4 protein-coding genes are annotated in these 8,061 nt (G+C 68.5%); 2 read left to right on the forward strand and 2 right to left on the reverse strand.

Annotation, left to right across the window (positions count from 1 at the left end; translation table 11 throughout):
• Nucleotides 1-76 precede the first annotated feature (76 nt).
• Complete coding sequence (locus tag D7V93_RS07110; RefSeq protein ID WP_147451067.1) at nucleotides 77-421, reverse strand: hypothetical protein; 345 nt, start codon at nucleotides 419-421, stop codon at nucleotides 77-79.
• A 955-nt stretch (nucleotides 422-1,376) separates the two neighbouring features.
• Here D7V93_RS07110 and D7V93_RS44805 point away from each other — a divergent pair.
• Both D7V93_RS44805 and D7V93_RS07125 read left to right on the forward strand, forming a co-directional pair.
• The gene (locus D7V93_RS44805; protein ID WP_158623666.1) at nucleotides 1,377-5,114 is read left to right on the forward strand and encodes a patatin-like phospholipase domain-containing protein; all 3,738 of its coding nucleotides are present in this window, start codon (nucleotides 1,377-1,379) and stop codon (nucleotides 5,112-5,114) included.
• 166 nt (nucleotides 5,115-5,280) lie between these two features.
• Nucleotides 5,281-6,378 (forward strand): hypothetical protein, encoded by a 1,098-nt coding sequence (locus D7V93_RS07125; RefSeq protein WP_120642656.1) that lies wholly within the window; start codon nucleotides 5,281-5,283, stop codon nucleotides 6,376-6,378.
• Here the strand turns inward: D7V93_RS07125 and D7V93_RS07130 are convergent.
• Complete coding sequence (locus D7V93_RS07130) at nucleotides 6,353-8,023, reverse strand: cyclic peptide export ABC transporter (protein ID WP_158623667.1); 1,671 nt, start codon at nucleotides 8,021-8,023, stop codon at nucleotides 6,353-6,355. The two genes, D7V93_RS07125 and D7V93_RS07130, sit on opposite strands and share 26 nt — an antisense overlap.
• Between the last annotated feature and the right edge of the window lie 38 nt (nucleotides 8,024-8,061).

Below are 8,061 nucleotides of genomic sequence, written 5' to 3' on the forward strand. Positions count from 1 at the left end.
CCCATGCCCGCGAACATCGATGTGAGGAAGCTCTCCAGCTCTCCCTCCAACCGATTCAGCTGTCTTGGCGTCATGCTCAGGGAACAGTCCGCCCACCCTCACGCATTCTGAAAGTGACCAAGTGGTAGTAGACGCTTGGCAGTCCGATTTCTTTCTCGGGCCACTTGAGGCACGTATCGATGGAGTCGCTCCGGAGTGCACCGCCGACGAGCTGGTTGAACCTGTCCAGCAGCCCCGCTTGACGGACTCCCGGCGCGTAGCGTTCCGCGGCGTTGAAGATGAATTCGTCAGAGGTGTCGATATGGGTGACTGGCTCGCGAGCGTTGGGCTCGTTGGCATCGACGGAGAACGTGGCGCGAAACAGACACCTGTTCCAGTCGTCGTAGGTCAACAACACCCGATGCGGTGCAATGGTCGTCAAATCCCCCCATCCTGATCGCCCCGGTTTGCAATGATCCCTAGTGAACAGTACCTCGCCTCCGGCAGCAAGGGGAGTAGCAAGCGCGGTGTGGGCGTCGTAGGCGGGCATAGATCCACAGCAGACAACGCGCTCACCGCAATGAACTACGTGACCGACCTGACCATCTTCGACTCGCTCGCAGACGCAGGTACACGGTGGCCCGTCACACCCCCAGCCGCTCTGCGACCTCCCGGACGGTCCGCAGCCACCCAGGCACAGCGGACCCATGTGGATCTGGGGCAGGGCCCAGCAGCGAACTAGAAGCCAACATCTTGGAGTCCTGTCGCACTGGATGGGATGGTTGGGCAGCCCCGGGCGAAGAAACCGATTAATTGCCATGGGTTGTGAACCGCCGGTGACGTCTGGACGGCTTCAATGTTTCTTGGGGGGCAAGTGGTCGCAGGTTCAAATCCTGTCGCCCCGACCAAAATGAAGGCCCTGGAGTTTCCGGTGCAAGCCGGTGACTCCAGGGCCTTCAGCTTTTAGGCTCCCGGACTCCCGCAGCACCGGCCCCAGCCTCCGGGCTCTGCTGCGCCGAAGCTCGCGGTTCTCCCTCTCATCTAGGGTGTCCACCGGACCGGCTCTCCCGCACTTCGTGTGGTGGGGGTCGTAGATCGAAGTCCACGAGGAGTGCCGCCCCGGCGCTCGTCCCTCGAGGGGAGTCCTGACGCCCCGCCGATGAGGGGAGAGACTGAATCCGGATTTCCCTGCCCTGATGGCTCGATTGGCGGCTTGCCGTGTCTGCGTACTCCCCCGAGGGGAACCACACGAAGTGCGGGAGAGCCACCGGACCGGGCCACGCCCACCGGGGGGATGCCTCCCTCTTCCAGGCGGGAGAGTGTCTCCGGCCCGCCGACTCCCCGTTCGTTGTCCAGGGGCGGCGAGAGGCCCACTCATGGCCTGGGGGAGACACGGTATGCGGACACGTGAGCGGCGCGAGGAAGCGACCGGGCTGGGCATCGAGGGCCTCGTCGAGCGCGAACTGGAGGCCATGAAGGGCTCGCCCCCCTCGCCCCAGGCGCCGTCGGAAGCCAGCGGGGGGCCCACGTGGATCGAGCATCCGCGCCGGAGCCTCTTCGGGCTCGCGCTCTCGGGAGGAGGCATCCGCAGCGCGACCTTCAACCTGGGGCTGCTGCAAGGGCTGGCGAAGCTGGAGCTCCTCGGGACGTTCGACTACCTCGCGACCGTGTCGGGCGGTGGGTACATCGGGGGCTTCTGGTCGGCATGGCGCAAGCGGAAGGGACGCCCCGTCGAGCAGGTTCCTGGAGCCTGTCGTGAGGAGGGCCACCTCTTCCCAGCGAGGGCCGAGGCGTCCGGCGCGGCGGAGCCGTCCCCCATCCGCCACCTGCGCGAGTTCAGCAACTTCCTGTGTCCGCGGCCGGGGCTGCTGAACTCCGACACGGGGAGGATTGTCGCCTCCGTGTCGAGCGCCATCCTGCCTTCGCTGCTGGCGACACTCGCGCTCCTGGCGCTGGGAGTCCTGGCCTGGGAGGGGCTCGCGCGGGCGGCCCTCACCCCCGGGAGGGTGGCGTGGCCCGGCGACTTCCCGCGGGGCCTGTGGCGGCTCCTCCTGTTCGTCCCGCCCCTGGTGCTGGCGTGGCGCTGGAAGCGCCCCTTCGCCGGGCTTCTGGCCTGTGGGGTCCTGCTCGGCGCGATGTCCCTGCGCGGCGCCTTCCTGCTCCTTTTCATGGCGACCACCGTGGAGCTGGTGCTGGGCGAATGGCAGTGGCGAAGAAAGGAACTGGAGCCGCGGGGCGAGGAGCGGTTCACGCAGGAGGGGCCCGGCGCGTATTTCCTGGCGGCGGTGTGCGCCGTGGGCCTCACCGTTGGCTTCGGGTGGCTCTTCGCACCCGGGTCGGAGGCGGCGGTGATGTCCGCCCTGCTGCGCTGGCGCCTGGCCTCCCCGGGGGACTGGGTCCTGCCCGGATGGAGCACGTTTCGGCTCCTCTTCACCCCCGCCGCCGCGTGGGGGGCCGCGGCGGGCGTGCTCATCCTGGGCCGCTTCCTCTTCTCGAACTGGGGCCGGGGCGGCGAACAACCCGCCTGGATGTATGGCTTCGAGCGAGCCATCAGCCGGCTGTTCATGCTCGCGGCGCTCTGGGTGGGCATGACGTCGTCCTGGCTCGCGGGGGCATTGCTGTATGGGATGTTGTCGCGCTCTCCCATCTCCACCGCGGGCCTGGTCACCTTCACCGGTACCCTCATGGCCGTGCTCGCCCGCGGGCAGAAGCTCTTCAGCCATCAGCCCTCCAGGCCGGCCCTGCCGGGCAGGCGCAACCGCTGGATGCCGGTGGCGCTCAGGCTGCTCGCCACGACCATCGCGGTGCTGCTCCTCGTCGGGGTGGTGGCCCTGGTCATCCACGCGCGGCGACGCGAGTGGCTCATGTGGCTGTTCGTGGTGGCCGCCGGGGTCACCGTCGCGACGCTGCTCTGCTTCGAGACCACGCGGGTGGGCCTGCACAACTTCTACCGGGCCCGGCTCGCGCGGGCCTACCTGGGCGCCTCCAACCCGGGGGCTGGCGCGGCGCGGCCCTCGGGCGCGCGCAGGGGGGATGACCTCCTGCTGACGGAGCTCGCCGACCCGGGCACTCCGCCGCGGCCCCTGCACCTCATCTGCTGCGCGGCCAATGACCTGAGCCCGAAGGACCCGCTGCTCAACCTGGAGCGGGGGGCGCAGAGCGCCGTCCTCTCATCCGTGGGAATGAGCGTCGCCCATGAGGCCCAGGTCTGGCGTGCCGCCGGGACGCGGCGGCGCAAGGGAGGGGCGCCCACGCTCGCCGCGGCGCTGACCGCGTCGGGCGCGGCCTTCAACTCCCAGATGGGCGGCCACTCCAAGCGACTCGGGCTGGCCGTCACGTTCCTCATGACCGCCTTCAACCTGCGCCTGGGGCTGTGGTGGCCGCACCCGACGCGGGGCCGGACGCATCGCTGGTTCGAGGCGCCGCCCCTCGGGCTGCCCTTCTACAAGGAGCTGTTCGGGATGTCGCGGGCCCAGGGCTGTGACGTGCTCCTCTCCGACGGTGGGCACTTCGAGAACCTTGCGCTCTACGAGCTGGTGCGCCGGCACTGCCGCTTCATCCTCGTCTCGGACTGCGGCATGGACCCGGATGTCGCGTTCGACGACTTCGGCAACGCCGTGCGGCGGGTGCGTGAGGACTTCGGGGTGGACATCCGCATCGACCTGTCACCGCTGCGCCCCGGTCCCAAGGGGCAGGCCCGGCAGCGGATGGTGGCCGGAGACATCCACTACCCCACGGGGGACACCGGCGTCCTGCTGATGATCAAGCCCACGCTGACGGGCAACGAGCCGGCGGACGTCGCGCAGTACAAGGCGCGCAACGCGGCCTTCCCTCACGAGTCGACAGGGGACCAGTTCTACGACGAGGCCCAGTGGGAGTCGTACCGCCGGCTGGGCGAGCACGTGGCGGAGACGGCGTTCCAGCCCGTCAAGAGCCAGCTCGACTGGGACACGCTGGAGCAGGGGACGCGCGGCGCCGCGCTCTTCGCCTGGGCCCGCCGGGAGTGGCTCCCCCTGCCGACCGGGTATTCGGAGCGCTTCGCGCGCTTCGCTTCGCGCGCGGCGGAGATCGACGCGTTGCTTCATGCGGCGGGGGCCCACCGGCTGCTGCGGGAGGTCTTCGAGGAGGAGGCGTTCCTCGAGGGCCTGTCGCGGGAGCCGAGGGCGCGCGCGCGCCGAGCGACAGCCCAGCCCGCGCCCCTGGACATCACCGGCTCCCTGCAGGCGAGCCGGCAGGCCCTGCTCTTCATGGAGGAGGTCTTCCTCTGCGAGGACCTCGCTCAGGAGTACAACCATCCGGCCTACCTGGGGTTGATGAACTACTTCGCGCGCTGGGCGCACGCGCCGCTGTTCCGGATGTGGTGGCCGCTGCTGAAGGCCCTGTACCCGCAGCGCTTCACGCGCTTCCTCGAGACGCACTTCGGCCTCGCGCCACGAGTCGGCGCCAAGCCCTATGTGGATCTGGCGAGCCCGGACCCGGGCTCGACGGGACTGGCGATGTCCTGGTGGACGCAGGCGCGGGGCAAGCTGCCGGAGACGGATGGCGTGCGGCTGCTCTCCTTCATGCACCCGGTCCACTATGGGGACAGGGACGTCCCCATCCAGCTTGCGCAGGTTCGCGTGCGGGTCCAGGAGGGCGGGGCGGACGGTGGGCTCGCGGCCTGGGACGCGGAGGACTTCTTCGTCCCGCCCGGCTTCTGGGGCATTGGCATCGGCGAGGCCTTCCTGCGCGACCTCATCCGCCAGCGCGGGTGGGGCCAGGGCCCGGACATGCGGGTATCCCGCCTGGCGGTCCACATCCACGGGAACACGAATACCTCCGCCGACGAGAAGAAGCGGGAGGCGGATGAGGCCGTGCTCTATCGCGCCAACGGGTTCGGGGAGCCGGACGACACGGAGCGCAAGGTGCTCCGCGCCCTGTGGCGCGCGTCCCGGGGGGGCAATGGACAGCCTGGGTCCTGCCTGTGCCAGCGAGGCGAACGCCCCTGCCTGTGGCTGGTGCGGAGCGTGGCCGCGAGCGCGGACTCTCCCGGGACGGCCCGCCTCCCTCTGGCTCGTGAGGCGCGCCCGCCAGAACCGCTCTCGATGGCAGCGCGCTGGAGAAGAAGGCGAGCATCGTCGACAGCGCGGACATGAGGACGAAGAGCACCGCGCCCCAGAAGGGATGCTTGGAGATGATGGGCGCGGTCGGGAGCGGGGGAGGTTTGGCTGTGCGACAGGCGCGGCTCCATTGGCGCGAGCCGACGACTGGTGCAAGCCGGCGACTCGCGTATGTTCGGGGCGTTCAGACGGAGGCACGCCCTTGATCAGCTCCCTGCTTCGCCGGGTCATCACCACGGTCCAGACGGCCATCACCAGGCCGCCGGCTGCCCCGCCGCCCGCGACGACTCCCGCCGCCACGCCCTATTTCCAGGATGCCCTGGAACAGGGGCGGAAGAGCCCCGTGAACCTCAGTGGCTTCGGGAACGTGCCTTCGGTCGCGGCTCGTGCACCCGTGGAGGCTGGCGTGACGGCTTCGGGCGGCTCGGAGAAAGTCGGTCCGGAGTTGCTGCACCTGGACGCTGGCTGGACGCCCCAAGGCCAGGGCTACGACGCTACGCGCGGCGAAGTGCTCACGAGCTACTACAACGACGATCACGAAGTGATGATCTCAGTGCAGGACAAGGACTCGGGCGCCGAGACGCTCCAGGTCAAGCTTGGAGGCGCCAGCCCCGGTGGCCCCGCGCCCACGCACGGTGGCGGTGTCGCGACGGACGGTGAGTTCGTCTACGTCTCCGACACGGACCATGTCTTCGTCTACACGCGCGAAGAGCTTGAGCGGGCAGCCAAGGAGGGAACTCCGGCCATGGCCTCCCAGGTGATGGACGTCCCGGAGCGCGGCGTCGTGGATGATCCGAACAGCGACGTCGACCTCGTTTCCGCCGGCAGCTACATGACCGTGCATGACGGCTACGCGTACATCGGCGGCTACAGCCCCGACGGCGATGGCAAGGCGGGCGCCGTCTGGCGATTCAAGATCGACGAGAAGACCGGTGCTCTCATTGAGGACTCGCGCGAAGGCCCCATCCGGGCGCCGGACCGCGCCCAGGGCATGACGGTGGTTGATGGCGCGCTGATCTTCACCACGGGGGACAAGAAGCTCGTCTATCAACCGTTCGAGTCCAGCGCGGACACGTTCTCGGCGGACATCGAGAAACGGGTCGATATCAGCAATGGGTTGATCGACCCCTACGCCCAGGGCGTGAACGTCATCGATGGCGAGCTGTGGGTCACGTACGAATCCGGCTCGGACAAGTACCGCGACAACGTCGACAACCCCCGGGAGCACATCCAGCGAATCCCGTTGGAGGAACTGGACCTTGAAGCGGCCTGCCTCACGCCGGAACAACTCGAGGGCTGAGTTGCTGCGAGCCGGCTGCGGATTCCTCCGAGACGATGGCGCCGGACTCCAGGCGCACCAGCCGGTCCGCCACGTCGAAGTACCGGCTGTCGTGGCTGATGATCACCACGGCCTTCCCCGCGGCCTTCAGGTCCGGCAGCAGCTCCCGGTAGAAGACCTCTTTGAACTGAGGATCCTGGTCCGCCGCCCACTCGTCGAAGAGGTACACGGGGCGGTCCTCCAGGTACGCCGTCAGCAGAGCCAAGCGCTTGCGCTGGCCCGCGGACAGGTCCGTGGTGGAGAGCTTGCCGTTCTCTTCGATGCGCACCTTGCGCTGCAGTTGGAGCCGCTCCAGGTACGCACGGGCCTTGTCCGTCTTCTCTCCTACAGCCAGCCCCAGCAGCGAGTCGAAGAGGTGGAAGTCGGAGAACACCGTCGCGAACAGCTGGCGGTAGCGCTCCCGGTCTCCCTCCGTCACGGGCCGCCCGTCGACACGGATCTCCCCGGACTCCGGCGCGTAGAGTCCTGTGATCAGCTTGGCCAGCGTCGTCTTTCCACTGCCGTTGCCGCCCACCACGAAGAGGAGTTCCCCCGGCCGGAGCGTCAGGTCGATGGGGCCCAGCGTGAAGGGCGTGTCCTCTCCCTCGCGACGGTACGCGTGCGTGACACCCACCAGGTCGATGCGGGACGGAGGAGCAGGGGCCTCTTCGGCGCCTGACAGGAGCGGCTCGCTCGCGGTCCCCGCGGGATCCAGCGCCAGCGTGTCGATGTGCCGGAGCGCCACCGTTCCCGCACCCAGCATCGGCAGCAGCGTCATGGACGCCTCCAGCGGCTGTTGGAGATAGAGGACGGCGAGCGTGTAGCCCACCAGCGTCGAGGCGGACACCGGGGCGACCCCCGGCAGCACGAAGAGCAGCAGCCCGATGAAGAAGAAGAACAGGCTCATGCTCCAACTGGTGGTCAGGGTGTGCAGGGTGGAGACCCTGACCTGGAGCTGCTTCAGCATCTCGGCGGTGGGGAACAGCTCCTGCTTCAGGAAGGCCTTGCGCCTTCCGCCGTGCAGCTTCAGTTCCTTCAGTCCCTGGGTGAGTGAGCGCAGGTCGCGGAAGAACCGGTCATTCGTCTGACGCGAGTGCCGCAGGAGCCCCATGATGTGCCGCATGGGGAGCAGGTAGCTGGCGACTCCCAGCGTCGCGAAGATGAACAGCGCCGCGAACACCATCCTCGACATGACGGCCAGGTACGTCATGCATCCCACGATGATGCCGCTGTGGATCAGCAGCGGCGGAATGCAGAGCAGGCCCTGGGTGACGGCCTGGATGTCGTCGATCAGCGTGGCCATCAGACGGTGGTTGCCCAGCTCTTCCAACTGGCGCAGCGGCGTCGCGAGGATTCGCTGGCTGAGTTGATCCCGCAGCGCGAACGTGGTGCTCGTCTGCAGGCGTGTCAGCAACAGCTGGGCTCCGATGCGTGAGCCCAGCATCAGCGCCCCCAGCGCGGCGAAGCCGAGGACCGTGGCGCGATCCACGAGCGTGCCCCCACTGGAGAGGACCGCGTTGATGCGCGCGATGAGCCCGGCGCTCGCGGCCCCTGTCAAGAGACCGAAACACACCGCCAGTGCCACGGTGCCTCGTGACCTGCGAAGCAACAGGATGAGCAGGTTCACGCCGTGGGTTCCTTCCGCCAGTAAGAGAGCCGGCTTCC

It is taken from the genome of Corallococcus llansteffanensis, from assembly GCF_003612055.1.
Taxonomy (GTDB): domain Bacteria; phylum Myxococcota; class Myxococcia; order Myxococcales; family Myxococcaceae; genus Corallococcus; species Corallococcus llansteffanensis.